Genomic DNA, 25,107 nt, shown 5'->3' with positions numbered 1-25,107 from the left:
CTGAAGGTACCTTTCTATACGCGGGAAGTTGGCAATATACTACATGTTTAACACCCATTTCGGCCATTTTGTTCCCTGCCTATTAGAGTTTGATTCATGACTGAACCATTCGGGCTGTATATCCACGTTCCCTTTTGCGCCACCCGCTGCGGTTATTGCGATTTTAATACTTATACCCCCGGCGAGTTGGGCAGCCCGCGCGATCTCACCGGCCCTTACCTCGATGCCTTGAACAAGGAGCTGGAGATGGCGGCCACCCGCGTGGGGCGCACCGCGGATACGGTCTTCATCGGCGGCGGCACGCCCTCACTCCTGGGCGGGCAGGGCCTGAGCCGCATCCTGGATACGGTGCGCTCTACCTTTGGGCTTAGCCCAGGCGCCGAGGTCACCACCGAGTCCAACCCGGAGTCCACCTCGCCGGAGTACTTTGCCGCGCTTGCCGATGCCGGCTTTAACCGCATCAGCCTCGGCATGCAGTCCGCCTCGCACAGCGTGCTCCAAGTGCTCGAGCGCGCCCACACCCCCGGACGCGCCTTCGCCGCCGCGCGCGAGGCCCGGGAGGCAGGCTTCCAGCACGTCAACCTCGACATGATCTATGGCACGCCCACCGAAACCGACGATAACGTCCGCGAGACCTTGGACCGCGTGCTGGAGACCGGCGTCGACCACGTCAGCGCGTACTCGCTCATCGTAGAAGACGGCACGCGTATGGCCCGCAAGGTGAATAAGGGGCTGCTGCCCGCCCCGGATGAAGACGTGCTGGCCCGGCGCTATGAACTGATTTCTTCCACCCTCGAAGACGCCGGCTTCGAGTGGTACGAGGTCTCCAATTGGTCGCTGCCCGGCGGCGAATGCGAGCACAACCGCATCTATTGGGTGGACGGCAACTGGTGGGGCGCAGGTCCTGGTGCGCACTCCCACCTAGGCGACGAGCGCTTTTATAACGTCAAGCACCCTAGCCGCTATATCCAAACGCTAGGAAACGGCGAGCTGCCCATCAAAGACAGCGAAACCCTAACGGGTGCCGATCGCCACATGGAAAAGGTGATGCTGGGCCTGCGCCTGCGCGAGGGCATCCCAGAATCCTGGCTCGATGCCCACGCTGCCCCGGCATTGGAGGACTTCATCGACCGCGGCCTGCTCGAGCGCGCCGGCCAGCGCGTGCGAGTGACCAAGCCTGGGCGCCTGCTTGCCGATGGTATCGTCTCCGACCTCCTCATCGCCGAAGAGTCCTAGCCGCCGTCAGAAATTCCTTATATTTGCCCCTGAACCACCAAAACCCCTTATATTTGTCCCTGAACCACCAAAACCCCTTATTCGGCCTTATTCTTGTTAGACTTTGGGCATGGACGACGCACTCAACCCCTATACCCCAGGCTCTGGGCTTGCGCCGACGGTTCTTACGGGGCGAGACAAGGATTTACAAGCCTTCGATAACCTCATCAAGCGCGCGGAAAACGATCTTTTGGGACGCCCAATGCTGCTCATTGGTTTAAGGGGCGTGGGAAAAACAGTTTTATTGAATCAGCTTAAAACTCGTGCGGATCAAAACGACTGGCTGACGGTTAAAGTCGAGGCTTCCCAGGGAACACGAGGTCACGAAAGCGTCCGTAGAGCGATTGCGGATGGGCTGGCAAAAGCATCTCTTCGTTTTCGTGCGAAAATCAAAGTTAAAGAAAGCGCAGCGGCATTAACGCGGGCAGTTGCGGCTTTTAATGTTTCATTAGGGGCTGGCACGATTGATTTGGGTGTGGAGCCGAAAGAATTTCCACCTTTAACAGGAAATCTGGAACTTGATCTACAAGATGTGGTCTCTGCAACTGCGGAAGCATTGCGGAAAGAGAAAAGAGCGGTGGCGCTGTTCATTGATGAAATGCAGGATCTCGATGAAGAGATGCTCGAGGCCTTGATTTCTGCGCAGCACGAGGCAGGTCAAAATAGGCTCCCGTTTTATATCATCGGGGCTGGACTGCCGAGCCTTCCAGGAAAGGTGGCGCGTTCACGCTCTTACGCAGAGCGAATGTTTGAAATTCACAATATTGACCGTCTAGGAATGATGCCGGCACGGCTCGCTTTATCTGAACCTGCGGAACGCCAAGACGTGGAATTTCAGGATGATGCATTGGATCATCTCGTAGAAGTTAGCGGCCAGTATCCTTACTTTCTGCAAGAATTCGGTTCGCAGATTTGGAGAGTGGGACAGAGTTCTCCATTTTCGCTCAATCATGCGCAGCAGGCAGCACGGTTGGGCATCAACCAACTAGATTCTGGGTTCTTTCAAGCTCAGTGGGACCGGGCTACCCCTGCTGAAAGGGAATACCTGATCGCTATGGCGGAAATCGGGGGTGAATCCGCTGAGACCAAGGATATTGCTGAATTTTTGGATAAGGAAACCAGTAAATTGGGTCCAGTTCGAGCAAACCTTATTAATAAGGGGCTGATTTATTCACCCGAACATGGCAAGGTGCGATATACCGTCCCCAATTTTCAAGAATTTATTAAACGCCGTAGAGAATAGGAGCGCTGAGAAGTGTCTACCTCAACTGATGCCCGCCGCAAGGAGGTCCTGCGGGCCATCGTTGCGGATTACATTGCCTCCCAGGAACCCGTGGGCTCTAAAACGCTGGTAGAGCGCTACCGGCTGGGCGTTTCTTCCGCGACCATCCGCAATGACATGGCCGTGCTGGAATCGCAGGGGCTGATTTCGCAGCAGCATGCCAGTTCTGGGCGCGTTCCCACGCAGCAGGGGTACCGGCAGTTCGTTGATTCCCTGCACGAGGTCAAGCCGCTTTCTACCCCAGAGCGCAAAGCGATGCTGAGCTTCTTGGAAGGCGGGGTAGACCTCGAAGATGTCCTGCGCCGCTCCGTGCAGCTTTTGGCCCAGGTCACTGAGCAGGCGGCCGTGGTGCAGCTGCCCAATTTGAAGGTCTCGCGCGTCAAGCACTGCGAGGTCGTCACGTTGTCCCCGGTGCGGGTGCTGCTGGTGCTGATTACGGATAACGGCCGCGTGGATCAGCGCAACGTGGAACTAGATGAGGTCATCGACCAGGATCAGACGTATCGCCTGCGGGACATCGTCAATAATGCGCTGGTGGGCAAGACGCTTACTGATGCCTCCGTGGAGCTCGCCCACCTCGTCGATGACGCCCCGCTGGATATTCGCCACCACGTGCTCAAGGTGGCGACCACGCTCATTGAAACCTTGGTGGAACAGCCTTCCGATCGCTTGATTTTGGCGGGTACCTCGAACCTCACCCGCGTCGCGCGCGAATTTCCGGAAGGACTGCCCAAAATTATCGAAGCCCTGGAAGAACAGGTCGTCGTGTTGAAATTGCTGGCACGCGTGCCGGACTTAGGCAATGTTTCCGTGGTGATCGGGGACGAAAACGAAGAGGATCAACTGCGCGATGCCTCCGTCGTTGCCGCCGGGTATGGTTTTGGAACCGGGGGACAGGCGGCGACGCTAGGTGGCCTTGGAGTGGTGGGGCCGACGTTTATGGACTATTCGGGAACAATCTCTAAAGTCTCTGCTGTTGCACAATACGTGAGTGAAATTTTGGCCGGCGAGTAGTGCGAGTAGACTAGCCGGTCGCTACATAAATTTTTGCAAGGTAATACCAACAAAACGATCGAGAAGGAATATCTCTAACAGTGGCTCGTGACTATTACGGCATCCTCGGTGTTGATAAGGACGCAACGGACCAGGAAATTAAGAAGGCGTACCGCAAGCTGGCCCGCAAGTATCACCCGGATGTGAACCCGGATGATGAGGCAGCGGCGGAGAAATTCCGCGAGGCTTCGGTTGCCCAAGAAGTTTTGCTGGATCCACAAAAGCGCCAGATCGTCGACATGGGCGGCGACCCCATGGAGCAAGGCGCCGGTGCCGGCGGATTTAGCGGCTTTGGCGGCGGTGGCTTGGGCGATATCTTCGCCGAGTTCTTCGGCGGTGGCGCCGGCGGCGGATCCCGCGGGCCTAAGTCGCGTGTGCAGCCCGGCAACGATGCCCTCCTGCGCACCCGGATTACCCTGGAAGAAGCCTATACGGGCCTGAAGAAGAAGGTCACCGTCGATACCGCGGTGCTGTGTGACTCCTGCGGCGGCACCGGCTCGAACTCCAAGTCCAAGCCCGTTACCTGTGATAACTGCAACGGCATGGGTGAAATTCAGGAGATGCAGCGCAGCTTCTTGGGCAATGTGATGACCACCCGCCCGTGCCCGAAGTGCCAGGGCTTTGGCGAAATCATTGAGGATCCCTGCAACCAGTGCGCCGGCGATGGCCGCGTGAAAAAGCGCCGCGACCTTACGGTCTCCATCCCGGCTGGTATCAACGATGGCATGCGCATCCGTATGGCCTCCCAGGGCGAGGTCGGCCACGGCGGTGGCCCTGCCGGTGACCTCTACGTGGAGGTGCACACGCAAGAACATGAGGTCTTCCAGCGCAATGCGGATGACCTGAACGTCACCGTGCACGTGCCGATGATCGATGCTGCGCTGGGCACCAACTTCACCATCGATCAGCTCAACGGCGAGGAGCTCACCATCGATATCGAGCCGGGCACCCAGCCAGGCGAGTCCATCAAGGTGGAAGGCGCAGGCATGCCACGCCTGCGCACCGACGGTTACGGTAGCCTCTTTGCCCACGTGGACGTGGTCGTGCCCAAGGATCTGGACCGCAAGAGCCGCGAGGCGCTGGAAAAGATCCGCAATACCCGCGATGAGGGTGCCCGCGTGCGCACCGCCAGCGACGGGCAGGAAGACTCCTTCTTTACCCGCCTGCGCGATAAGTTCCGCCGCTAATGTCGTTGCCAGTCTTCATCCACCCAGATCTCTCCGCCGCCCAGGCCGGAGACAGCATCACGCTGTCTGGGCCCGAGGCGCGCCACGCCGTGACGGTCAAGCGAATGCAGCAGGGGGAGAAGCTGGCGCTTATCGATGGCACCGGTATCCGCCTCACCCTCACCGTCACCGAGACCTCGGGCAAGGATCACTTGACCGGCACCATCGAGTCCGTTACCCAGCTTCCGGAGCCGAATCCGCGGGTAACCGTGGTGCAGGCGATCCCCAAATCCGAGCGCGCCGAGCTAGCCGTTGACCTGGCTACACAGGCCGGGGCGGATGAGATCATCGCCTGGCAGGCGGATCGCTGCGTGGCCAAGTGGGACGGGAAGAAGGCGCCGAAGGCCGTCGTCAAATGGAAGGCCGCGGCCGAAGCGGCCGCAAAGCAATCCCGGCGAGACCGTATCCCGCAGGTTCGCGGCCCGCTGACTACCCGCCAATTGGTTGCGGAGCTGGCAGAGCACGCAGAATCCGCGAGCGTGTTAGTCCTGCACGAGGAAGCCACCGACTCTATCCGCGAGGTGGACTTGCGCGGCGAGGTCTTCCTCTTAGTCGGACCTGAGGGCGGCATCGGGGAAGAAGAGCTGACAACGCTGAGCGAGGTAGGAGCCGTGCCCATCAAATTAGGCCCGGAGGTTCTGCGCACCGCCAGCGCGGCGATGGTGGCCTTGGCGGCTATCGGCATGCGGACTGAGCGCTGGTAGCCTATTAGACGTGCCTATCATCACCAAGAAATGTGAGATCGATTCCGCGTATGTCAGCAGCGTTTTGGGCAGCGCGGACGATAACCTCCGCGTGCTCAATGACCGCCTCGATGCGGACCTTTTTGCCCGCGGCAATATTGTCACCGTCACCGGTCCCGATTACGAGGTAGCCCGCGCCGCGAAGATCCTCGATGAGCTCGAGGCCATCGCCAGGCGCGGCCATGCCGTATCTACCGATACGGTCAAGCACACCATGGACATGGTGGCCGTAGAGGCGCCGCAGTCGGTGGCAGCGGCGATGGCGGCGGACATCGTCAAGCGCCGCGGCAAGTCCATCCGCCCTAAGACCGTGGGGCAATCCGAATACGTGCAGGCCATCGACAATAATACGGTGGTCTTTGGCATTGGCCCGGCCGGTTCCGGCAAGACCTACCTGGCGGTGGCGAAGGCCGTCCAGGCGCTGCAAAATAAGCAGGTCTCGCGCATCATTCTTACCCGTCCGGCGGTTGAGGCGGGCGAAAACCTCGGCTTTTTGCCAGGCACGCTCAATGACAAGATCGACCCGTACCTGCGCCCGCTCTATGATGCGCTGCGGGACATGCTCGATCCGGAGATGATTCCCAAGCTGATGGATGCCGGCATCATCGAGGTTGCCCCGCTGGCGTATATGCGCGGGCGCACGCTCAATGATGCTTTTGTCATCCTCGATGAGGCGCAAAACACCACCCCGGCGCAGATGAAGATGTTTTTGACCCGCCTGGGCTTTGGCTCCACCATTGTGGTCACCGGCGATATCTCCCAGGTAGATCTGCCACGCGGGCAGGTATCTGGCCTGCGTATTGTGCGGCGAATTCTCAATAACGTGGACGATATCCACTTTGCGGATCTCAGCGCCCAGGACGTGGTGCGCCATCAGCTGGTGGGCCGCATCGTGGATGCCTATGATTCCTTTGACAATAAGCAGGCTGCGGAAAACGAGGGGAAATAAGTGAGTATCGAGTTTCTCAATGAGTCGGGTTTTGATGGCGTCAACGAGGAGATGCTGATCGATGTCGCCTCCTATTCCTTCGGCGCAATGGACATCAACCCCGATGCGGAATGCACCATTACCTGCGTGGACCTGAAGTCCATCGAGGATCTGCACATCCGCTGGATGGACTTGGAAGGCCCTACCGATGTAATGAGCTTTCCCATGGATGAACTTACCCCCGGTGCCACTTCTGGTGGCGGGCGCCCCGATGCCGCCGATCCGGGGCCTGCAATGCTTGGCGATATCGTCTTATGCCCCGAGTTCGCCCTCCGCCAGGCCGATGCCGCCGGGCATTCGCTCGGCCACGAGCTCGCGCTGTTGACGGTGCACGGCTGCTTGCACTTGCTGGGCTACGATCACGCCACCGCGGCGGAAGAAAAGGAAATGTTTGCCCGGCAGAATGAACTGCTGGCGGATTGGTACGATGACCTCGCCGCACGCGGGAAGAGCTACCAGCCAAAGCCCTCGGGCCCGAAGGCCTTCCCAGACGCTGCCGAGCGAGCACGCCTTGATGAGCAGGTACCGGGCGGCGGCATTCCCGCGATTGGGGAACCACGCGACGAGGAACCCCGAGAATAATTTCGCCCCTTCCTTTGTCTCTGTGCACAGTCAGTAGCACAATGGATAGCTATGACTATCCTTTCCATCCAGTCTCATGTCACCTACGGCCATGTGGGAAATTCCGCGGCCGTCTTTCCCCTCCAGCGCGCCGGCCACGAGGTGTGGCCCGTGCATACGGTGAATTTTTCCAACCACACCGGATACGGTGACTGGGGCGGGCCGATGATTCCAGCCAGTGATGTCACGTCGATCATCGATGGCATCGAAAAGCGCGGTGCTTTTGAAAACATCGACGCCATCCTTTCCGGCTACCAGGGCGGCTCCGACATTGCCTATGCCATCGTGGATACCGTCCGCCGCATCAAGGCCGTCAACCCCAAGGCGCTCTACGCCTGCGACCCCGTGATGGGTAATGCGAAGTCGGGCTGCTTCGTTTCCGATGACATCCCGCCGCTGCTACGTGACCGCGTAGTACCCGTTGCCGATATCATCACTCCCAACCAATTCGAGCTGGGCTACCTCACCGATACCGAGGTCAGCACCTTGGACCAGACCTTGGCGGCGGTGAAGAAGGCGCAGGAAATGGGGCCGAAGACGGTACTGGTTACCTCCGTCAAGCGCCCGGAAACCCCTGCGGATCAGATCGAGATGCTCGCCGTGGACGGTGAGCGCGCATTCTTGCTCTCGACCCCGCTGTTGCCGTTTAAGCGCAACGGTTCCGGCGACGTGACCGCCGCGCTGTTTACCGGCCACTACGTTGAAACCCATGACGTGAAAGAAGCGCTGCGCCGCACCGCATCTTCCGTCTACGAGCTTCTGCGTACGACGTATGAAGCGGAATCCACTGAGCTGCAGCTTATTCAAGCTCAGGACGCCTTCGCCCACCCGAGTATGCAATTCCAGGCGGAGGAGCTCTAAAGCTGCACTGGTGGAGTGGTGTGGTCTGCAATCCGAGACAAGTAATCCGCTGTTTTGGTGCATAACTTGCTGAATACCTATAAAGTGATAGGTGTAACGTAATCAACGACGTGATTGGAGTCCCGTCTTGTCCAGCACCGGAAGTATCAGCGCATCCCCCGACGGCCTGTTGATGGCCCTTATTCAATACCCAGTTCCCGTAGTCAATTCCCCGGAAGACGTTCAAGCAAACGTCGATGAAATCTGCCGCATGGTGGCCTCGACCAAGGCTGGCTACCCAGACCTAGATCTCATCGTCTTTCCGGAATACTCCTCTTCGGGCCTGAACACCAAGATTTGGTCCTACGATGAATTCCTCATCGGCCTCGATGACCCCAAGGTGGACCAGTACAAGCAGGCTTGTAAGGATAACGACGTCTGGGGCGTCTTCTCCATCATGGAACCCAACCACGAAGAGGGGAAGCCCCCGTTCAACACGGCGATTATCATCAACTCCGATGGCGAGATTGCGCTGCACTACCGCAAGCTGCAGCCATGGACCCCCATCGAGCCGTGGTACCCGGGCGACTTGGGGATGCCGGTATGCGATGGCCCGAAGGGGTCCAAGCTCGCGGTCAATATTTGCCACGACGGCATGTTCCCTGAGCTCGCCCGCGAAGCCGCCTATAAGGGCGCCAATGTCTACATCCGCATCTCGGGCTATTCCACCCAAACCCAAGACCAGTGGATCATGACCAACAAGACCAACGCCTTCCAGAACCTCATGTACACGGCATCGGTGAACTTGGCGGGCTATGACCAAGTCTTCTACTACTTCGGTGAAGGCAATGTCTGCAACTATGACGGCCACATGATTTCTGAGGGCCACCGCAACCCGGGCGAAATCGTTACTGCAGAGGTATTCCCAGCGCTGGCTGATAAGGCGCGCATCAACTGGGGCCTCGAAAACAACATCTTCAACCTGGGCAATCGCGGCTACGTTGGCTACCCAGGCGGAAAGACCGAAAACTACCTCACCTGGGTAGAAGACCTTGCCAAGGGCGAGTACAAACTACCGTGGTCCGATGATGTCCGCATCAAGGACGGCTGGAAGTACTACCCGGACGGACCGCAGCTTGGCCCGCTTCCGGATGAATTCAAGAAATAGACACCCGGCTAAATCTCTTAGCTATTGAAGGCCCCGCACCCTCGTTTATTTTGAGGGTGCGGGGCCTTCGGGCTGGTGTTGGCCTAGAGGGAAAATCAAAAGGTCAGGGTCCTCGGGTATATCTGAGCGCGATTTGCTACATTTCAGGCGCGAATATGCTCAGTTGTTGCAGTGGACCTGTAGCATCTGCGAAAAGGTAGACGGGATACAGGTTCGAGGCACCGCTCTAGAGGCCTTCCCCTTGTGTTTCCAAGGGCGTTCCCGCGAGAGAATCTTCGTCATAGAATTCTGACGAGGCTCCACCCTGCGGCGGTCCCGAATATGGAGCGCCGCCGTTGCAAAGTTCTGGCCACTCGTCTGGATAAAGCAAGTATCCATTAAGGCCACCGCATACTCCTTCTGCGCGCACGGAACGCTGGAGTGCAGGGGTATTGCACAGTTCAGTTTGGTGCGAAGAGCCATCAGAAAATCTCCCGACTGCGCCAAGGCCCATTTCGCAGTACAACAGCTCTGGCTCAGCGGCTGCCGCTTGTGGTTGTGCGCCTGACTCCTCAGTTGCTACTTGGGCTTCTGGCTCTGCTGGGGTTTCGGAGGTGGGCTCTTGAGTAGTGGATTGTGCAACGTTGCTCGAAGAGTACGCACTAGATGAGCTGGATGATGAACTAGTAGAAGTACTTGTGGATTCCTCTTCGGAAGGCGAAGGGCCAGCATCAGGGGATGAACAGGCACTAATGGAAATGGTGAGAAGAGCGCCCAGGAGCAGTAGGGGAAACTCGGTTGGCATGGCGGAGTGCCTTTCAGGAAGCGGTGAGAAATACACCGAGGAGGAGAGAACGGTCTTAGCTTAGCCTGCAGATTTGTTAGCGCGTGAAACAATCGGAGATTTTGGTGCGGTGGGTTATCATTGCAGGTAATGAGTTCTGACATTGATACACAGTTTGATGCGGCATTCGAGGGCCTGCCAGATGACCCCGATGATGCTGCTCCGGAAGCCGCCGGGGAGAAGGCAGCTCCGTTAGATTATTCGCAGTACACGGATACCCCAGAAGGATTCCGCTCTGGATTCGTATCCTTTGTGGGCCGCCCGAATACGGGTAAATCCACGCTGACCAACGCGCTGGTGGGCCAAAAGATCGCCATTACCGCGGACCAGCCGGAAACGACCCGCCACACCATCCGCGGTCTGGTTCACCGCGAGGACGCACAGGTCGTCGTGGTGGATACACCGGGTCTGCACCGCCCCCGCACCTTGTTGGGCGAGCGGCTTAATGAAGTGGTTAAAGAAACGTATGCGGATGTGGATGTCATCGGCTTGACCATTCCTGCTGATGAGAAGATCGGTCCGGGTGACCGGTGGATCCTGGATAATGTGCGCTCGATTGCGCCGAAGACCCCCATCATCGGCATCGTGACCAAGCTGGATAAAGCCTCTAAGGACCAGGTGGGCGCGCAGCTTTTGGCCTTGCACGAGCTCTTGGCGCAAGAAGATCCGGAGGCCGTGGTGATTCCGGTTTCTAGTAAAAAGGGCGTGCAACTGGATGACTTGGTGCAGGTCATCGTGGAGCACTTGCCGGAGGGCCCGAAGTTCTACCCGGATGATCACATCACGGATGAGGGGCAAGAAAAGCGCATCGAAGAACTCATCCGTGAGGCTGCGCTCTCTGGCCTGAAGGCAGAGCTACCACACTCGGTTGCGGTGCAGATTGATGAAATGCTGCCTTCGCGCACGCGTGAGGGAGTGCTGGATATTCACGCCATCATGTACTTGGAGCGTCAAGGGCAAAAGCGGATCATCGAGGGTAAAGATGGCCTGCGTTTCCGCCGCATCGTGGGCAATGCCCGCAAGGAAATCATGGAGCTACTGGGCCAGAACGTGTACCTGGATCTGCGCATCAAGGTGCTGAAGAACTGGCAATCTGATGCCAAGTCGCTGGGCAGGCTCGGGTTCTAAAAGGCCATGCGCGAAAATTATCGCGACCGCGCCGTGGTCATTCGCTCCTATGATTTTGGGGAAGCCGACTGCGTCATCGTACTGCTCACCCAAAACCATGGGTTGGTGCGTGCGGTGGCCAAGGGCGTGCGCCGGGCAAAATCCCGCTTTGGATCGCGGCTGCAGCTCTTCGTCAATTTGGATGTTCAGCTGTATGTGGGAAAGAACCTGGCCACGATTTCCCAGGCAGATACGGTAAATTATTTTGGCGCGCGCCTCATTGAAGACTACGAGCGCTATACGGCCGCCTGCGCGGTCTTGGAATCGGCGGAGCGGCTCATCTACGCGGATGGCGACGGCGACCCGTACCTCTACAACGCAGGCGTAGCTGCGCTCGAGCAATTGCAAACCGATGAGCCGACACAAACGCTTGATGCGTTCTTATTGCAGGCCATGGCGCATGCCGGATGGGCGCCGAGCCTCTTTGATTGCGCCCAGTGCCAGCGCCCCGGCCCGCACCACGCCTTTCACCCGGCCGTCGGCGGCGCCGCTTGCCACGAATGCCGGCCGCCAGGTGCTGCGGAGGTGGATCCGGAAACCCTGCACCACTTGTGGCTTTTGGCACACGGCTACCCGACGGACCCGACGAATGCGCAGCGGCAGGAGGGGCATCGGCTAGCGCGGGCGCACCTGCAGTGGCACATGGAGCGAAATGTGTCCGCATTACAGGTGATGGAACAGTAAACTGTAGTCCGTGATTACCCCAGATCCTTCTCGCCGCCTGACCCCGCCGACTATCCCGGAAGAGCTGCTGCCGCGCCATATTGCGTTGGTGATGGACGGCAATGGCCGCTGGGCCCAGGAAAAGGGCATGAAACGCACGGAAGGCCACCGCAGGGGAGAGGCGGTGCTTCTCGATGTCGTCGATGCCTGCCTCGCCGCCGGTGTCCCGTACCTTTCGGCCTATGCGTTTTCTACTGAAAATTGGCGGCGCAGCCCGGAAGAGGTGCGCTTTTTGATGGGCTTTAACCGCGATGTGCTGCGTCGGCAGCGAGAGTGGCTCAATGAGCGTGGCGTACGCGTGGTGTGGGTGGGCCGACGCCCGCGCCTGTGGCGTTCGGTAATTAAAGAGCTCGAGACCGCCGAAGAATTGACCAAAAATAATACGAAAATGACGCTGGCCATGTGCGTGAATTACGGCGGCCGGGCGGAAATGGTCGATGGCGTGCGCCAGATTGCGGAAAAGGTCGCCGCTGGTGAGATTCGCCCGCGCGATATTAAAGAAAGCACCGTCGCAGAGCATCTTTATGATCCCGGTATGCCGGACGTGGACCTATTCTTGCGGCCTTCCGGTGAGAAGCGCACTTCGAACTTCCTATTGTGGCAGTCTGCCTACGCTGAGATGATTTATCAGGACAAGCTATTTCCTGATTTCACCCCAGAGGATCTCTTTGCCGCTATTGAGGAATATGCCCGCCGCGATCGCCGCTTCGGTGCCGTGAAGTAGGGAAATAGGGGATTAAAAACAGCGCGCGTGATTATTGTGCGGCGGCGCACTGCGAGCACACGCCGAAGATCTCCGCGTCGTGGCCGGTAAGCTCGAAGTTGTACTCGGTAGCTACGGCCGAAGCCCACTTTTCAATGGGGCCACCATCGATTTCTTCGGTGCGGCCGCATTTGGTGCATACCAAGTGGTGGTGGTGCGCGTCGGTTTCGCAATGGCGGTACAGGGTCTCGCCATTGGGCATGTGTAGCGCATCTACGGCATCAATATCGGACAGAGACTGTAGGGTGCGGTAGACGGTGGTGAGGCCGACCTTTTCTTGCCGCTCTTGGAGCTGGTGATAAATTTCCTTGGCGGAGGCGAACTTGTCGATGTCCCGCAGGACCTCAACAACCGCGGTGCGCTGTTTAGTATTGCGCGAGCCGAGCTTGGGGATACTCTCATGAATGGACATGACATTCATATTATCAACTCTTTTTCAACAAGCGCTATAATAAATCGTCTTTATATGCAGACCTGTTATTAAGAGGCGATTTTCGCCGCGTCTTCCAAAAGGGTTAAAACCTCCGGTGCGACCAGAGAGTAGGTCACCTCGCGCCCATTGCGTTCAGAGCTGACAATCCCTGCCTGCTTAAGTACTCGCAGGTGCTGGCTAATCAGTGGCTGAGACTTGCCAGTGGCTTTTACCAGCTCGTGTACGTAATGGTCGCGCTCCGCTAGGCGGGTAATAATGGAAATGCGCAGCGGGGAATCGAGGGCCGCGATAACGCTTGCGGCCGCAGAGTTATTAAATGCTAATTGAACGGTCGTCATAGGGAGTGGGCACCTTCAATACGGTATCTATTATCTGTCGACCACTACTATATTACCTCAAGTTGGTCATTACCTGTACATTAACCGATTTAAATTTGCACCCCCCTGATCGCACTACGGATGGGCGAAAAGGGTTAAACTGAATGAGATTGTCACGACTGTCCCCTACCAGAGGAGTCCTTTACAACCATGGCATCCCTTATCGATACCGTTGTTAATCTGTGTAAACGCCGCGGCTTGGTCTACCAGGCGGGTGAGATTTACGGCGGTTCCCGCTCCGCATGGGACTATGGTCCTCTCGGTGTGGAGTTGAAGGAAAACATCAAGCGCCAGTGGTGGCGCCACATGGTCCAATCTCGCCCCGACGTCGTGGGTGTGGATACCTCCGTCATCCAGCCGCGCCAGGTGTGGGTCTCCTCCGGCCACGTGGAGGTCTTTACTGATCCCCTGGTGGAATCCCGCCACACTGGTAAGCGCTACCGCGCCGACCACTTGATCGAGGCCTACGAGGAAAAGCACGGCCACGAGCCAGAAAACGGCCTAGCGGATATCAACGATCCGGAAACCGGCCAGCCGGGTGACTGGACCGAGCCGAAGGCCTTTTCTGGCCTGCTGAAGACCTTCCTGGGGCCAGTCGATGACGAGCAGGGCCTGCACTACTTGCGCCCGGAGACCGCACAGGGCATTTTCATCAACTTCAAGAACGTGATGACCTCCTCGCGCATGAAGCCGCCATTCGGCATTGCCAATATTGGTAAGTCCTTCCGCAACGAGATCACCCCTGGTAACTTCATCTTCCGCACCCGCGAGTTCGAGCAGATGGAGATGGAGTTCTTCGTCAAGCCGGGCGAGGACGAAGAATGGCACCAGTACTGGATCGATGACCGCTACAAGTGGTACACCGACCTGGGCATCAAGGAAGAAAACCTGCGCCTGTACGAGCACCCCAAGGAAAAGCTCTCGCACTACTCCAAGCGCACCGTGGATGTGGAGTACGCCTTCGGCTTCAAGGGCTCCAAGTGGGGCGAGCTGGAAGGTGTGGCCAACCGCACCGACTATGACCTGTCCGTCCACGATAAGGGCTCTGGCGAGGACCTGTCCTACTATGACCAGGCCAATGACGAGCGCTGGATTCCGTACGTCATCGAGCCGGCCGCCGGCCTGGGCCGTTCCATGATGGCGTTCCTGGTAGATGCCTACGACGAGGAAGAGGCGCCGAACGCTAAGGGCGGCACCGACAAGCGCGTGGTTCTGCGCTTGGACCGCCGCTTGGCGCCCATCAAGGTCGCCGTCCTGCCGTTGTCCAAGAAGGAGGAGCTGTCCACCCCGGCCCGCGAGCTCGCGGATAAGCTGCGCGCCTACTGGAACGTGGACTTTGACGTCTCCGGCGCCATCGGCCGCCGCTACCGCCGCCAAGACGAGGTCGGTACGCCATTCTGCGTCACCTTCGACTTCGATTCGCTCGAGGATAACGCCGTGACCGTGCGCGAGCGCGACACCATGGAGCAAGAGCGCGTAAAGATTGAGGATCTTGAGTCCTACCTCTCCGCGCGCCTGATTGGATGCTAAGCAGATGCACTACACCAGCTGGGATCGCTCCGACCGCGAAAAGCCCGTCCTCCTCGCTGAGGAAGGGCCGGAGCGCCTAGGCGTCTTTGCGGAGCATTCCGCCGAGGTGGACGGCAATTTTTGGCGCGTTGAGGTCAGCGATCTGGGCGCTTCGGTCACGCTTGATGATGGCTCCGTCTACCGCCTCGCCGGCCGCCTCGGCCGCGATAAGCGGCTGGAGGCCTCGCTCAATGGCCGCACCTTTCATTACGTCAATGAAAATAGCGGCGATTGGATCATTGATGACGTCGATGACAACAAGGTGGCACAGTTTTCCGCCAAGAATTCTGGTGTGCGCAAGGCCATCTTGGAATTCGAAGACGATGCGGAGGGTCTAAGCACCGCCGAGATCGCCGGCCTGAGCTGGTTCACCCGCGCAATTTTGGAAAAGAACACCAAAAATTCCGCGTTGGTATGGATCATCACGCTGGTGTTGGCCTCCATCGTTGCCCTGCTGGCGGTGCTCATCTTCTAATGGCGGGAACGATGCCGTGGCAGTGGAACGGAAATACCCTGCGCGACGTACGCGGAACCGACATCGCCTGGGTGCGAGATGGAGTACTGACCATTGCCGGCGCGCTTTCCGGGGATCCCGCACGCCCCGATATGCTTTTTGACGTGGAGACGTCTTTGGACGGTGCAACCGCCTCCCCGCGTTTTTTCCTGCGGGCCCGGCCGCGTGCCAGCCGCGGCGCGGATTCCGGTGCCGTGAAGCATAGTGAAGTCTCGCAGGCGGGATTGACCGTCACGCGCCTGCGCGCGACCTGCGGAGATGCCCACTACCTTTTGGAGCGCTCCGCCATCTTTGGCAAGCAGCGCCGCATCGTGGCCCTTGCCGAAGATGGTAGCGCGGAGGGCACCGAAGTTGCGCGCCTTACCCCGCGGGGCAATGGCCTGGAAGTCGCGGCCTCTGATAACAATGGCCTTCCGGACGTGGATGCGGTGGTGCTGAGCTATAGCTGCCTGCTTGTCGATGCCACACCGCGCATCGTGCGCGGCTAAGCGCCAACAAAGCAGGCCTTCTGCGCCGCGGTTAAGGGGAGCCCCGCTTAGAAGGAGCCGCCGCGGAAACCGCCTCCGCCACCGCCGCCGGAGAATCCTCCTCCGCCGCCACCGAAGCTGCCGCCGCCTCCGCTGAAACCACCGCCGAAGCCGCGGCCACCGCCGCCCAAGATTTGGCCTAAGACCATACCGGTGATGATATTGCCGGCCGCAGAACTCGTCTGCTGGCGTTGTTGCTGGCGGCGGTACTCATCGGAATCATCCTTGGCCCGTTGCAAGGCGGCTTGCGCTGCGGCAACGGCTTCGCGGGAGGATTGCAGAGCGCCGCGGATATCGCTGCGCTGGGTGTGCAGGGCTTGGGCGTGGAGACGCTTGGCATCGGCAAGCGCGGTGCGGGCGCCGGAACCAACGATGCGCCCGCGCGAGGAAATGAGATCCTCGGCGGCCTGAATATTGGATTCCGCCACCGACATTTGCTGGTGGAAAAGCTCGAGCTGGCGCGCGTGAGTGGAGGTCTTTTCCCGCACGCGGTCGAGGCCCTCATCAAGCTCGGTATCGATGCTCATAAGGGCGGTGTGCTGGCCCAAGGGATCCGTATCGCCCTGTTGCTTGGCGTCAGTGACCGCGGCAGAGGCGCGCTTAAGCAGCTCCTCGAGGGCCTCCCAATCCGCCTGGGTTCCCTGGGATTTGCCTTGGCGCTCCAGTTCGCGGGCTTCCTCGGCTTCGCCCTCGACCTCGGTAATGAGCGCGCCCAGATTGCGGCGCGCGGAGGAAATATTCTCCTCGGCGTGCTCTACACCGGTCAGGAGCCTATCGGTGACCTCCGTGGCATGCTCGATATCGCGGATAAGCCCCACGAGCGAACCCTGTTGGCCGGCAGGCTGACCTTGCACCTCGCGGGCTTGGTCCAGGAGCTTTTCCGCCTCATCGAGGGAGGCGCTCGCCAATTCTGGGTTATCCGCAATGGAGGATAGGACCTCTGCGGAGTAGTCCTCTTGGAGCTTTTTCAGGGTACCTTCGGCGCCCGGCAGGCGGGTGCGCAGCCCGACGGTGCGCTGGGTGAGCTCGTCTAACTTAGAGTCGCTTTGCAGCAGCAGGTCTCGCATCCGGGCAAACTCTTCTGCCTGGCTATCTAGGGCGTCATCGGCTTGGCCGCAGGTAGAGACGATTTCTACCAACATTTGCCGGCGCTCGGCCTGGGACTCCGGAACTGCATCATCGAGGCGCTGGCGAATCTTGAAGGCCTTTTGCAGGGTAGAGGTGGAATGATTCATCGCCTTGGTAAACGGGCGGGTGCGCTCGGGCCCGAATTCAGACAGGGCGATATTGAGCTCTTCCTTGCCGCGGCGGATGGATTCATCCGTGGAGACCAACTCTTCCTGGGCCAATTTATCCAAGGTATCTAGCGGTAGCCGGTTTAATTGATCGGTATCTTCTGGCGCAATTTCGCGGGCGGACTCTAATGTCTTAGCCTGATTCTTCTTCGTGCTGCGGCGCGAGTAGTACCAAATGCCACCGCCTGCAGCGACGATGGCGGCGGCGCCACCGCCCAGCCAGGCCATGCCAGAAGAATCGGAGGAGCTGGAGTTACCAAGGGCGGCATCGGCGAGTGCGATCGCAGAAGCGCCGTATTCCTCGGCGGAGAGCTTGCTATAGGCGGCATCGTACATCTGATCCAGGCGGCCTTCGGGCCATTGATCGCCGGTCTGCACGCCCACCTGGCGCTCGTTCACACCAACGACATAGGCCGCGGAATTCGGGCCCTTCTCGTTGACGATGTTGCGCGCATAGCTCTCCGGATCAGTGCCTAGATCGTTTGCGAAGACAACGAAGATGATGAGCGACTGGTCTTTTTGTAGCTGGGTAATCTTCTCATTGATCTCCCTAATTTCCTCGGTGTTTAAGACCCCTGCCTCATCATTTACCCTATCCGTCACCGCCGCCGTATCCGGTGCTTGGGCGATGGTAGTGGTCTCCGCGGCTAAGGCCTGGCCTGCGCCAATGGAGGTGCAGCCGAGCAAAAATGCCGCGATGGTAGCGCGGCCGATTCGTGCACTAAGATTCATGCCCACAACTCTACCTGCCCGAACGCCCAATCCGGAGAACCTCCTTCGCAGGAAGTAGGGTGGGAAGTATTGTGAAATATGTCGTTGTTTTAGGCACCGCGCAATACGATGGCCGCCCCTCCCGCATCCTAACCGGGCGTCTGCGCCATGCCGGGGAGCTGGCCACCTCCCGCGGCCTGCCCGTTATAACCGTCGGCGGCCAGCTGCCCGGGGATCGATTTACCGAGGCCGGGGTCGCGCGCGATTACCTGCGCGAGAACTTCCCTGGGCTGCAGGTATCCGCCGTGGAGGAAGGACTCGATACGCGCGAGTCCTTAGCAGCAGTTATCGATGCCCACGGCATTGCCGATGCCATCATCGTCACCGATCCCTTGCACAGGTTGCGCACGTGGGTCATCGCCAAGCAGGAAGGGCTCAACGCTCAAGTTTCTGGCACACCCTATTATCCCGCTCGGCGCTTGTCCAAGCCTTGGTGGCGCTACCTCGCACACGAATGCGGCGGGCTGTTTTATATTGGGCTCGCCAGCAGTGTTTCTCCCCAGTGCGCGCGTGCCTGGAAAAGGCGCCTGTACCGCATCGAGCTGATGCTGCGGCCGAATCAGAAGCTGCGGCACGAAACGATGCAAAATAAAGACGCAGACCGCACGCAGGGGGAATAGACTAAAACGCCGTGTCTTACTCTTATGCTGCAGCTGATTTTGCCCGGCTGGCCGAAGAACGGCCCAAGGGATCCACGATTAGCGATATTGAAGAACACCGCGGGGTATTCTCCCGCGACCGCGCCCGCGTTTTGCACTCGGCTGCTCTGCGGCGATTGGCGGATAAAACTCAGGTCGTAGGCCCACGCGATGGCGATACCCCGCGCACCCGGCTTACCCACTCGCTCGAGGTCGGCCAGATCGCCCGCGGCATCGGCGCAGGCCTCGGACTCGATCCGGATCTCTGTGACATGGCCGGGCTCACCCACGATATCGGCCACCCGCCCTATGGCCACAACGGCGAAAATGCCCTTAATGAGGTCGCGCAGGGCGGTTTCGAGGGAAATGCGCAAACCCTGCGCATCCTCACGCGGCTCGAACCCAAGGTCTTAGTCGAGGACGCCGATGGCACCGCCTACAGCTTTGGCCTCAACCTCACCCGGGCCGCGCTCGATGGTGCGTGCAAATATCCCTGGACCAAGACCAATCCGGATGGCACCATCAACCGCAAATACGGCGCTTATGATGAGGACGCTGACCTTTTAGCGTGGCTGCGCGAAGGCCATAGCGATAAGCGAAAGTGCATCGAAGCCCAGGTCATGGACTGGTCCGATGATATTGCCTATTCCGTGCACGATGTGGAAGACGGCATCATCTCCCAGCGCATTTCCTTGAACGTGCTGTGGGATTTGGTGGAGCTAGCCCACCTTGCAGAAAAGGGCGCCGAGGCCTTTGGCGGAACTGCCGATGAGCTCTTGGAAGCCGCCGATAGCCTGCGCAACCTCGATGTCATCAACGCTCTTGGGAATTTCGACTACACCCTGCGCGATTATGCCAAGCTGAAAAAGATGACCTCTGAGCTGGTGGGACGCTATGTGGGCGCCACCATCGGTGCCACCTCGGAGGCGAATGCCGAACTTATCAGTGCCAATACGCTCGGCCGCATGCACGGTGACCTGCACGTTCCGCCCTTGGCGCAGGCAGAGGTCAAGCTCCTCAAGACGATTGCTGTGCTTTATGTAATGGATGAACCAGCGCACCTAGCGCGCCAAGACCGCCAGCGCGAACGCATCTACCGCGTCTACGACTACCTCGTTGCCGGTGCGCCCGGTTCGCTCGATGCCACTTTCCGCCTGTGGTGGGAGCAGGCCGATACCGACGCCGCTCGCGACCGCGCCATCATTGATCAGATCGCTTCCATGACCGAATCCCGCCTCGAGCGGCTTGCCCGCCGAAGCGCTGACCTTTCGGGGTTCTTGGACTAGTAGCTATGCAGGCCGTGGGGCTCCTTCGGAGGAACTTCGGCGCTGGTGTTCGCGAAAAGTGCAACCTCTGCTGCTATTTTTGAGGCGGAAAAGTGATATCTGAGGGCGCGCAATGCTCAGTTATTGCAGTGGACCTATAGCATCGCGGAATGTCAGCATCTGCAGAGTAGCTATTAGCGTGCGAGCCTAACGCCTTCATCCTGGGCGATGGCCGCGATGGCCGCGAAGTCATCCAATTCCATTTCCATGTTGGCTGCGACGATGGTGGAGACCTCATTCTCGCGTAGGAATTTAGCTAGATCCTCTAGGCTGCGCGGGCCACAATCCACGCAACCATGGGTGCGTCCTAAGGCATTGAAGAAATCCGTACGGGTACGGATGGGTTCCGTAATTAAAATGCGGTGCACTATTAGTCCTCTGCGTCCGGGATAGAACAGAATGTTTGGTAATGGTCGTCGGTGTAGTACCACACATCGGGGTCGGTTTCGGTGCCGCCGCCGGTGACGATGCGCCTCGAACCGCGATGGTTACTGCCAGGGGTTTCTACCGTGTACTCGCGGTAGTAGTCCTGCGCCTGCTTGGGGAGGACGCCTTCATAATTGCCAAAATGGGAATTGTCATTGTCGGGGTAGTCATAGGGGCCACCGGCGAGAATATCGCCTGCGGTTTCTTCGGCCTCGCTGGGAAGGGAAGAAATAGCGCAGGTCTCATCCGTCGACGTTGCATCCTCATCACCGCCGAGGTCGAAGCCGAAGTAGCTAGCACCTGCGACGATGGCGAGTCCACCAAGGGCCACTGGAAGCGATTTCTTAGACGCTTTGGACTTGGACATGCTCCCTATTGTTGCAGGAAATATCTCGAAAACATAAACGTCCACCGTGTCAAGGCCAATATTCAAAATTGCCCCGTCACGGGGGTGGGAATACCCGGGGAGAGGCCGCCACACATGTGGGTAAAACACGGTGATTCTGTGTACTTGTTGAGTGGCACCGCCCAATGCGACCATCCTGGCTTTGGCAGTTAAGCATCCGATAAATGGGCGGGGTAGTCTGTAGCCATGGCAAAGGGCAGAATTCCGGACAGTGATATCCAAGCTATCCGTGAACGCGCGCCTTTAGAAGAAATTGTAGGCGAATATGTGCAGCTCAAACCAGCAGGGCATGATTCTTTGAAGGGCTTGAGCCCTTTCAAGGATGAAAAGACACCGTCCTTCCACGTCCGCCCGCAGCGCGGTTATTATCACTGTTTTTCCACCGGAAAAGGCGGCGATGTATTCAGCTTCCTAATGGAAATGGAACAGGTCTCTTTTCCGGAGGCCGTGGAAGCCGTAGCGCAGAAGATCGGCTACCACATTAATTACCAGGGCGGCTCGACCGGTGCCCGCAATGAGAAGCCGGGTACTCGGCAGCGGCTAATCGCTGCGAATAAGGCGGTGCACGAGTTCTACCGGAAGCAGCTGGAAACCCCGGAGGCGGCAACGGCGCGCAATTTTTTGCTGGACCGCGGGTTTAGCCGCGAGGTTATTTATGATTTCGAGTGCGGATACGCCCCAGAAGGTTGGGACACCGCCACAAAGCACCTGTTGCGCATGGGGTTTTCCTTTGAAGAGCTAGAGGCGGCCGGCATTTCCAAGATGGGCAAGCGCGGTCCCATTGACCGTTTTCACCGCCGGTTGCTGTGGCCCATTAAGGATCTTTCCGGCAACGTCATTGGCTTTGGCGCGCGCAAGCTCTTTGATGATGACAAGCTGGGCAAGTACATGAATACGTCCGAGACCATGCTTTATCACAAGTCCAAGGTGCTCTTTGGGCTGGATTTGGCCAAGCGCAATATCGCAGAAGGACACCAAGCTGTGGTGGTGGAAGGCTATACGGATGTGATGGCCATGTACGCGGCAGGCATTAAGACTGCCGTGGCCTCATGCGGTACGGCCTTTGGTGGGGAGCACCTGCAGGTGCTGCGCCGGCTCATGCTGGATGATTCCTATTTCCACGGCGAGCTCATCTACACCTTCGATGGTGATGAGGCGGGACAGAAGGCCGCGATGCGTGCCTTTGACGGGGAGCAGAAATTTACCGGACAATCCTTCGTCTCTGTGGCGCCAGACGGCATGGACCCGTGCGATCTGCGCCTTGAAAAGGGCGATGCCGCGGTGCGCGATCTGGTGGCAGACCGCATCCCCATGTTTGAATTCGTCATTCAGTCGGTTATTGCTGATTTCCGGATTGATACTGCCGAAGGCCGCTTGCAGGCTTTGCGGCGGGCGGTGCCCATCGTCGCGCAAATCCGGGACCAGCCCCTGCAGCGCGAGTACGCCCGCCGGCTTGCCGGCTGGGTGGGCTGGAACGATCCGGAAGAGGTGCTCCGCCAAGTGCGCGCGGAGGCGAAGAAACCGAAGAAGGCGGATAAGCCGACGATACGCCGCTTTGATAATGCACAGCCGCAGCCGGCGCAGCAGGATGTGCCCATGATCCATCCGCCCAGCCCGAAGGAGACCCATCTGTGGCCGCAGCGGGAGGCGCTAAAGTTGGCCTTGCAGATGCCGGAGGTAGTTGGCTCGTACTTTGATGGCATTACTGCCGATGCCTACACCAACGACGCCTACCGCATTGTCCGGCAGGCGATTTCCGCAGTGGGCGGGGCAGACAAGGGCGCCACTATGTCCGGGGTGGATTGGATTGCCGCCGTTGCTGGGGAAATGCAGGATCTGACGGGAAGGAATTTCGTCTCCGAGCTGGCAGTCGAGGCCATCCTGCCCACGGACGTAGGCGCAGAAAAATATGCGGATTCCGTACTCTCGCGGCTGCAGGAAACCGTCGTGGGCGATCAGATTGCACAGCTGAAAGCCCAGTTGGGCCGGATGCGGCCTACCGATGATGAGGCCGGCTATAACTCCCTGTTCGCGGACCTCATTGCCTTGGAGCAGGCCCGCCGCGAGTTAAATGACCGCGCCTTTCGCGGTACGCCAGGTATATAAAATCCCCGGGCAGGCACTCGAGCGCTAGTTCAGGTGCTGCGCGGGGAAGGGCTAACGGGGAAAGGTTTTAATCCTCATCGGGTTCATAAATCCGGTCTGCCTGTGGAGCCTGGTTCCCGCGAGCCTTGCCTTTGCCCCGGCGCTTTTCGGAAAGGTCGTGGATTTCGCGCATGCGTGGCTCGGGATCCAGGCGGTTGGCTACCATCTTGCGCGCGGAACGCACCGCGGATTTGGTGGCGGGGGAGTTGACGGTCTTTTGGTAGGCGCTTTTCATTTGGTGGTAGCGCTTGCGGCCCGCTTTGGTGCCAAATACGTACCCTGCGGCGGCGCCGAAGACGAATTGGATCATTATTGACTAATTCCCCTTTATCCTATGCGAGCAAAAGTTCCTCTCTAGCTTACCGCGTAAGTACGGTTTCGCGCCGAAACCGCCCGCTGGAAGTGCCTTCCTGTTTTCATCGGCGCCCATTCGCGCTAGATTGAGTTAATGATTCTTCATCAGCAGCGAGATTCGGCCATGGCCGCCGCGGTGGCATTTGCTGCACTCGCCACGGCGGGCTTGTCCGCGTCTGGTGCCGAACCGTCCGAGGAAACATGGTTCTGGGTGGAGTAGGCAGGGAGGCATCGATTAGCTTGAGCGGTCATATAACTATTTGTTTAAAAAAGCGCTGAGAAAGGTTAGCGCGCAGTTCATATTTCCTTAACGTTAGCTGGTTAGTGTGCAGAGGAAATCACTTCTAGCTGAAAGTTGCGTTATATGACCCGTATTTTCAATCGTGGTGTTTCGCGTCGAGTACTTGCTCTCGGAGCGGCCGCCAGCTTCACCGTTGCTTCCTTTGCACCCGCTGCGCAGGCGGGTGAGCTTTCGTCCAAGGTGCCGCAGGTACAGGGATCTAGCAGTGGATCCAGTATCGGCCCCTCTCCAGTGCAGCACCCAGGCGCGCCGGTTCCTCAGCCCTTTGGTGTGGACTATCTGGCAGGCTTTGAATCCGATATTTCGTCCTACCAATTTGGCAACTATTGGCAGGTTGTCCGCGAGTTTGACCAGATTAAGCACCAGCCTGAGGTCCTTGAAGAAAACATGGATAAGGTAGTGGCCATTAACAATGCGGCTGCCGATGACCCTGAGCTGATCGCCCGTGCGCAATCCGATGCCAAGGCAAGCTCCGGTGGGATGCTCGAGGCCATTTCTGACTCCATGGGGGAGAGCCTAGGCGGCGCATTCCGCGAGGCCTTGGCAGAGCATCGACTGCCAAAGACTCAGTACCTGCTGGGCAATGGCTACGCCGCCCGTGCTGGTGGACTGGCTAGCTCCACCTTCGCAGAAAAGTACTACTTCCGCTATGACCGCCCATTCGTGCAGGCACCCGATGCTATTAACCGCTACGAAGACGAGTCGAAGGATCTCTATTCCACTTCGCCGGCTTTCCCTTCTGGGCACACTAACCAGGCAACGTGGATCACCACTTTGATGGCTTCTATGCTTCCGGAGGTAGGCCCGCAACTAATGCTGCGCGGCGCCGAAGCAGGAAACCACCGCGTCGTACTGGGTGTGCACTACCCATTGGACGTCATTGGTGGACGCATGACCGGTCAAGCTGCGGCGGCGGATCGCTTGAACGATGACCGCATGCGCGATGCATTGCAGCAGGCTACGCAGGAAATTCGTGAAGAGATTCAGTGGCGTACGGGCAAATCTGTAGAAGAACTCGTCGCACAAGATAGGGCCGATGGTAAGGAATACCGATCCACTACAGATGCTGTAGACGAATACACGGATTTCTTGGATTATGATTTCACTCCAAGCAATCCGACGGATGCGTCGATGGTTGTGCCGCAGGCCGCCCCGGTACTCCTCGCCGCTTCCCACCCGGACCTGACTCCGGAACAGCGCGCCGAGGTGCTACGCCAGACCGCACGCCCTGCCGGCAATCCATTGGATTGGCAAGGCAAGGACGGCTCCTGGCAGCGGCTTAACGTTGCCCGTGCCATGGCGGCGCAAGTCAACGTCAATGCAGATGGCAGCGTGAGCGTCCAAGGCTAGCTTG

Annotated in this window: 26 protein-coding genes; 20 read left to right on the top strand and 6 right to left on the bottom strand. The window is 58.7% G+C overall.

All coding sequences use genetic code 11. The features are described 5' to 3' along the window. Positions 1–96: 96 nt before the first annotated feature. The 12 genes from hemW to MHX65_RS03215 all read left to right on the top strand — a co-directional run bounded on the left by hemW (position 97) and on the right by MHX65_RS03215 (position 12,633). Positions 97–1,236, top strand: a complete 1,140-nt coding sequence (hemW, locus tag MHX65_RS03270; RefSeq protein WP_239268623.1) for a radical SAM family heme chaperone HemW — start codon at positions 97–99, stop codon at positions 1,234–1,236. 109 nt (positions 1,237–1,345) lie between these two features. After that, positions 1,346–2,518: an ATP-binding protein gene (locus MHX65_RS03265; protein WP_239268621.1), complete on the top strand. Its 1,173-nt coding sequence runs from the start codon at positions 1,346–1,348 to the stop codon at positions 2,516–2,518. Between the two features lie 12 nt (positions 2,519–2,530). After that, positions 2,531–3,571, top strand: a complete 1,041-nt coding sequence (gene hrcA, locus MHX65_RS03260) for a heat-inducible transcriptional repressor HrcA (RefSeq protein WP_239268619.1) — start codon at positions 2,531–2,533, stop codon at positions 3,569–3,571. Positions 3,572–3,651: 80 nt separating this feature from the next. After that, complete coding sequence (gene dnaJ, locus MHX65_RS03255; RefSeq protein WP_239268618.1) at positions 3,652–4,797, top strand: molecular chaperone DnaJ; 1,146 nt, start codon at positions 3,652–3,654, stop codon at positions 4,795–4,797. Next, positions 4,797–5,540, top strand: coding sequence for a 16S rRNA (uracil(1498)-N(3))-methyltransferase (locus tag MHX65_RS03250; RefSeq protein WP_239268617.1), 744 nt, complete (start codon positions 4,797–4,799; stop codon positions 5,538–5,540). The genes dnaJ and MHX65_RS03250 overlap by 1 nt, the downstream gene beginning before the upstream one ends. A 10-nt stretch (positions 5,541–5,550) precedes the next feature. Next, entirely contained in the window at positions 5,551–6,528 is a 978-nt protein-coding gene (locus MHX65_RS03245; RefSeq protein ID WP_005284200.1) for a PhoH family protein, read from the top strand. Next, entirely contained in the window at positions 6,529–7,149 is a 621-nt protein-coding gene (gene ybeY / locus MHX65_RS03240) for an rRNA maturation RNase YbeY (RefSeq protein ID WP_239268616.1), read from the top strand. Positions 7,150–7,200: 51 nt separating this feature from the next. Continuing rightward, positions 7,201–8,049 (top strand): pyridoxal kinase PdxY, encoded by an 849-nt coding sequence (pdxY, locus tag MHX65_RS03235; protein ID WP_239268615.1) that lies wholly within the window; start codon positions 7,201–7,203, stop codon positions 8,047–8,049. 127 nt (positions 8,050–8,176) lie between these two features. Beyond that, positions 8,177–9,196, top strand: coding sequence for a formamidase (locus MHX65_RS03230; protein WP_023023423.1), 1,020 nt, complete (start codon positions 8,177–8,179; stop codon positions 9,194–9,196). A 913-nt stretch (positions 9,197–10,109) separates the two neighbouring features. Next, the gene (gene era, locus MHX65_RS03225; RefSeq protein WP_023023416.1) at positions 10,110–11,147 is read left to right on the top strand and encodes a GTPase Era; all 1,038 of its coding nucleotides are present in this window, start codon (positions 10,110–10,112) and stop codon (positions 11,145–11,147) included. 6 nt (positions 11,148–11,153) lie between these two features. After that, complete coding sequence (gene recO, locus MHX65_RS03220; RefSeq protein WP_239268613.1) at positions 11,154–11,870, top strand: DNA repair protein RecO; 717 nt, start codon at positions 11,154–11,156, stop codon at positions 11,868–11,870. 10 nt (positions 11,871–11,880) lie between these two features. Continuing rightward, positions 11,881–12,633: an isoprenyl transferase gene (locus MHX65_RS03215; RefSeq protein ID WP_239268611.1), complete on the top strand. Its 753-nt coding sequence runs from the start codon at positions 11,881–11,883 to the stop codon at positions 12,631–12,633. 31 nt (positions 12,634–12,664) lie between these two features. Here MHX65_RS03215 and MHX65_RS03210 read toward each other — a convergent pair whose 3' ends face one another. Both MHX65_RS03210 and MHX65_RS03205 read right to left on the bottom strand, forming a co-directional pair. Next, positions 12,665–13,084 (bottom strand): Fur family transcriptional regulator, encoded by a 420-nt coding sequence (locus MHX65_RS03210; protein WP_370657781.1) that lies wholly within the window; start codon positions 13,082–13,084, stop codon positions 12,665–12,667. A 68-nt stretch (positions 13,085–13,152) separates the two neighbouring features. After that, on the bottom strand, positions 13,153–13,443 hold the full coding sequence (locus MHX65_RS03205; RefSeq protein ID WP_005278104.1) for an ArsR/SmtB family transcription factor: 291 nt from the start codon (positions 13,441–13,443) through the stop codon (positions 13,153–13,155). A 189-nt stretch (positions 13,444–13,632) separates the two neighbouring features. Here MHX65_RS03205 and MHX65_RS03200 point away from each other — a divergent pair, with 189 nt between their 5' ends. The 3 genes from MHX65_RS03200 to MHX65_RS03190 are packed head-to-tail and all read left to right on the top strand — an operon-like array spanning position 13,633 to position 16,053. After that, on the top strand, positions 13,633–15,012 hold the full coding sequence (locus MHX65_RS03200) for a glycine--tRNA ligase (RefSeq protein WP_239268607.1): 1,380 nt from the start codon (positions 13,633–13,635) through the stop codon (positions 15,010–15,012). Positions 15,013–15,016: 4 nt separating this feature from the next. Beyond that, positions 15,017–15,526, top strand: a complete 510-nt coding sequence (locus MHX65_RS03195) for a hypothetical protein (RefSeq protein WP_239268605.1) — start codon at positions 15,017–15,019, stop codon at positions 15,524–15,526. Between the two features lie 11 nt (positions 15,527–15,537). Beyond that, positions 15,538–16,053, top strand: coding sequence for a hypothetical protein (locus MHX65_RS03190; RefSeq protein WP_239268603.1), 516 nt, complete (start codon positions 15,538–15,540; stop codon positions 16,051–16,053). A gap of 47 nt (positions 16,054–16,100) precedes the next feature. Here MHX65_RS03190 and MHX65_RS03185 read toward each other — a convergent pair whose 3' ends face one another. Then, positions 16,101–18,119 carry a TPM domain-containing protein gene (locus tag MHX65_RS03185; protein WP_239268601.1) on the bottom strand — a complete coding sequence of 673 codons (2,019 nt, stop codon included), beginning with the start codon at positions 18,117–18,119 and terminating at the stop codon, positions 16,101–16,103. Between the two features lie 71 nt (positions 18,120–18,190). Between MHX65_RS03185 and MHX65_RS03180 the strand changes: the two genes are divergently transcribed. Then, on the top strand, positions 18,191–18,778 hold the full coding sequence (locus MHX65_RS03180) for a YdcF family protein (RefSeq protein WP_239268599.1): 588 nt from the start codon (positions 18,191–18,193) through the stop codon (positions 18,776–18,778). Between the two features lie 11 nt (positions 18,779–18,789). Then, positions 18,790–20,082 carry a deoxyguanosinetriphosphate triphosphohydrolase gene (locus MHX65_RS03175; RefSeq protein ID WP_239268597.1) on the top strand — a complete coding sequence of 431 codons (1,293 nt, stop codon included), beginning with the start codon at positions 18,790–18,792 and terminating at the stop codon, positions 20,080–20,082. A gap of 173 nt (positions 20,083–20,255) precedes the next feature. Here the strand turns inward: MHX65_RS03175 and MHX65_RS03170 are convergent, their stop codons facing one another. Together MHX65_RS03170 and MHX65_RS03165 are read right to left on the bottom strand one after the other, a co-directional pair. After that, positions 20,256–20,489 (bottom strand): hypothetical protein, encoded by a 234-nt coding sequence (locus MHX65_RS03170; protein ID WP_005284161.1) that lies wholly within the window; start codon positions 20,487–20,489, stop codon positions 20,256–20,258. A 2-nt stretch (positions 20,490–20,491) separates the two neighbouring features. Beyond that, positions 20,492–20,914 (bottom strand): ribonuclease domain-containing protein, encoded by a 423-nt coding sequence (locus MHX65_RS03165; protein ID WP_239268595.1) that lies wholly within the window; start codon positions 20,912–20,914, stop codon positions 20,492–20,494. A gap of 225 nt (positions 20,915–21,139) precedes the next feature. Between MHX65_RS03165 and dnaG the strand changes: the two genes are divergently transcribed. Further along, on the top strand, positions 21,140–23,059 hold the full coding sequence (gene dnaG, locus MHX65_RS03160) for a DNA primase (RefSeq protein ID WP_239268593.1): 1,920 nt from the start codon (positions 21,140–21,142) through the stop codon (positions 23,057–23,059). Between the two features lie 67 nt (positions 23,060–23,126). Here the strand turns inward: dnaG and MHX65_RS03155 are convergent, their stop codons facing one another. After that, positions 23,127–23,408 carry a hypothetical protein gene (locus MHX65_RS03155; protein ID WP_023023385.1) on the bottom strand — a complete coding sequence of 94 codons (282 nt, stop codon included), beginning with the start codon at positions 23,406–23,408 and terminating at the stop codon, positions 23,127–23,129. Positions 23,409–23,546: 138 nt separating this feature from the next. On the opposite strand from MHX65_RS03155, the gene MHX65_RS11535 reads away from it, so the two are divergent. Both MHX65_RS11535 and MHX65_RS03150 read left to right on the top strand, forming a co-directional pair. After that, positions 23,547–23,672 (top strand): hypothetical protein, encoded by a 126-nt coding sequence (locus tag MHX65_RS11535; RefSeq protein ID WP_255716704.1) that lies wholly within the window; start codon positions 23,547–23,549, stop codon positions 23,670–23,672. A gap of 144 nt (positions 23,673–23,816) precedes the next feature. Further along, on the top strand, positions 23,817–25,103 hold the full coding sequence (locus MHX65_RS03150) for an acid phosphatase (RefSeq protein ID WP_239268591.1): 1,287 nt from the start codon (positions 23,817–23,819) through the stop codon (positions 25,101–25,103). Positions 25,104–25,107 lie beyond the last annotated feature (4 nt).

The organism is Corynebacterium sp. ACRPS (assembly GCF_022346005.1).
Taxonomy (GTDB): domain Bacteria; phylum Actinomycetota; class Actinomycetes; order Mycobacteriales; family Mycobacteriaceae; genus Corynebacterium.
The sequence above is the reverse complement of the archived record's forward strand: the minus strand, read 5'-3'. Positions and strand labels throughout refer to the sequence as shown.

Bases quoted from the DNA above. Each gene is read 5' to 3' on its own strand.
- hemW (WP_239268623.1), top strand. From the start codon at position 97: ATGACTGAACCATTCGGGCTGTATATCCACGTTCCCTTTTGCGCCACC.
- MHX65_RS03265 (WP_239268621.1), top strand. From the start codon at position 1,346: ATGGACGACGCACTCAACCCCTATACCCCAGGCTCTGGGCTTGCGCCG.
- MHX65_RS03250 (WP_239268617.1), top strand. From the start codon at position 4,797: ATGTCGTTGCCAGTCTTCATCCACCCAGATCTCTCCGCCGCCCAGGCC.
- pdxY (WP_239268615.1), top strand. From the start codon at position 7,201: ATGACTATCCTTTCCATCCAGTCTCATGTCACCTACGGCCATGTGGGA.
- era (WP_023023416.1), top strand. From the start codon at position 10,110: ATGAGTTCTGACATTGATACACAGTTTGATGCGGCATTCGAGGGCCTG.
- recO (WP_239268613.1), top strand. From the start codon at position 11,154: ATGCGCGAAAATTATCGCGACCGCGCCGTGGTCATTCGCTCCTATGAT.
- MHX65_RS03210 (WP_370657781.1), bottom strand. From the start codon at position 13,084: ATGTCCATTCATGAGAGTATCCCCAAGCTCGGCTCGCGCAATACTAAA.
- MHX65_RS03205 (WP_005278104.1), bottom strand. From the start codon at position 13,443: ATGACGACCGTTCAATTAGCATTTAATAACTCTGCGGCCGCAAGCGTT.
- MHX65_RS03200 (WP_239268607.1), top strand. From the start codon at position 13,633: ATGGCATCCCTTATCGATACCGTTGTTAATCTGTGTAAACGCCGCGGC.
- MHX65_RS03195 (WP_239268605.1), top strand. From the start codon at position 15,017: ATGCACTACACCAGCTGGGATCGCTCCGACCGCGAAAAGCCCGTCCTC.
- MHX65_RS03190 (WP_239268603.1), top strand. From the start codon at position 15,538: ATGCCGTGGCAGTGGAACGGAAATACCCTGCGCGACGTACGCGGAACC.
- MHX65_RS03185 (WP_239268601.1), bottom strand. From the start codon at position 18,119: ATGAATCTTAGTGCACGAATCGGCCGCGCTACCATCGCGGCATTTTTG.
- MHX65_RS03165 (WP_239268595.1), bottom strand. From the start codon at position 20,914: ATGTCCAAGTCCAAAGCGTCTAAGAAATCGCTTCCAGTGGCCCTTGGT.
- dnaG (WP_239268593.1), top strand. From the start codon at position 21,140: ATGGCAAAGGGCAGAATTCCGGACAGTGATATCCAAGCTATCCGTGAA.
- MHX65_RS03155 (WP_023023385.1), bottom strand. From the start codon at position 23,408: ATGATCCAATTCGTCTTCGGCGCCGCCGCAGGGTACGTATTTGGCACC.
- MHX65_RS11535 (WP_255716704.1), top strand. From the start codon at position 23,547: ATGATTCTTCATCAGCAGCGAGATTCGGCCATGGCCGCCGCGGTGGCA.
- MHX65_RS03150 (WP_239268591.1), top strand. From the start codon at position 23,817: ATGACCCGTATTTTCAATCGTGGTGTTTCGCGTCGAGTACTTGCTCTC.